The organism is Bartonella sp. AP30XZML, from assembly GCF_042195945.1.
Classification (GTDB): domain Bacteria; phylum Pseudomonadota; class Alphaproteobacteria; order Rhizobiales; family Rhizobiaceae; genus Bartonella.
In genome coordinates this window covers 1-1,051 of record NZ_JBHIPJ010000073.1, presented here as the reverse complement: position 1 = coordinate 1,051, position 1,051 = coordinate 1, and the positions used below count along the sequence as shown (strand labels likewise).

At 34.0% G+C, this 1,051-nt stretch carries 2 protein-coding genes; one reads left to right on the top strand and one right to left on the bottom strand.

The annotated features are described in order from the left end of the window. Window positions 1-311: 311 nt before the first annotated feature. Window positions 312-641 (bottom strand): helix-turn-helix domain-containing protein, encoded by a 330-nt coding sequence (locus ACFIL2_RS05260; protein ID WP_156851527.1) that lies wholly within the window; start codon window positions 639-641, stop codon window positions 312-314. A gap of 112 nt (window positions 642-753) precedes the next feature. Between ACFIL2_RS05260 and ACFIL2_RS05255 the strand changes: the two genes are divergently transcribed. Further along, entirely contained in the window at window positions 754-1,035 is a 282-nt protein-coding gene (locus tag ACFIL2_RS05255) for a hypothetical protein (protein ID WP_375680540.1), read from the top strand. Window positions 1,036-1,051 lie beyond the last annotated feature (16 nt).

The window sequence follows — 1,051 nt, the reverse complement described above, 5'->3', positions numbered from 1 at the left end:
AGGACCAGATTTAGCGAGATTTTGCTCTTCATTTTCGCACATCACTAAGAGAATTTCATCAGAATTTATAAACACTGGTTTTTTCACAAATGCCTCCATACAGCCTATTGGCAAAAGTTATTTTCTAAGATATGGAGTGATTATATGTAAAAAGTGCAAGTGTCAACATAAAAATGTAAAAAGTGCATATTTATGTTAGGTATGTTTTTTTTAAAAATGCACTATCCACAATTTATGGAGATACAAAATGCAAATAGTGGAACAAGATTCTAATCTTTTAAAAGGGTTTTCTCAGAAAGAAAAGGAAACTATTACTTATCTTTTGATTGCCTTAAAAACTCAATATATAAGATCACAGACTTTTTGTTTTCTTCAGAAAGATCACGATAAAAATTCATAAACTCTTGATCAACATCATTGAAGAAATTTGGGGGGGGTTCGTTAAAAAACTCGGCTATTTTAACTAATTCTCCAATACTAATGCTTCTTGATTTTCCATTTTTGTAAGGATTAATCATTCTGCTTATAGTGGATTGATGGATTCCCAAGTAGGCTGCTAATTCTATTTGAGCACCGTGTCCGCGCTCGTTTAATTTTTTTTCTAGCCATTGTTGGATGCTTTTTTCAATATTGCTACTCATAATCTAAACATTATCCTTAAAAATACGTAAAATGCAAAAATGTGAAAGGTGCATTTTTTGTTGACATATGTAAAAAGTGCAATTATTTATTGCGCTGTTATGGAGATTACATATGCCTGCGAGATTAATCATAAAATATTTAGGTGGTTTCAAAACTGTAGCAACCATAGTGCAAAGAGATGTGTCGTCTGTTTCTAGATGGCATAGTTTTATACCAGCAAAGCACCAGCAAAAAATTTTAACCTACGCACGTGATCATGGGATAGATTTGCGCCCCGAAGATTTTTTTTATCCCGAGCGCTTGCAGAGATTAATGCAAGAGCAACACGCCCCAATGTCGAAAATTTGCAAGAGCTGCGGTGTTGATCACACCGGAGAAACTTTACAGCATTAAGGAGACAAAGATGGCT

What these genes read in the sequence shown, in the direction of transcription:
- ACFIL2_RS05260 (WP_156851527.1), bottom strand. Translation starts at nt 641, where the DNA reads ATGAGTAGCAATATTGAAAAAAGCATCCAACAATGGCTAGAAAAAAAA.
- ACFIL2_RS05255 (WP_375680540.1), top strand. Translation starts at nt 754, where the DNA reads ATGCCTGCGAGATTAATCATAAAATATTTAGGTGGTTTCAAAACTGTA.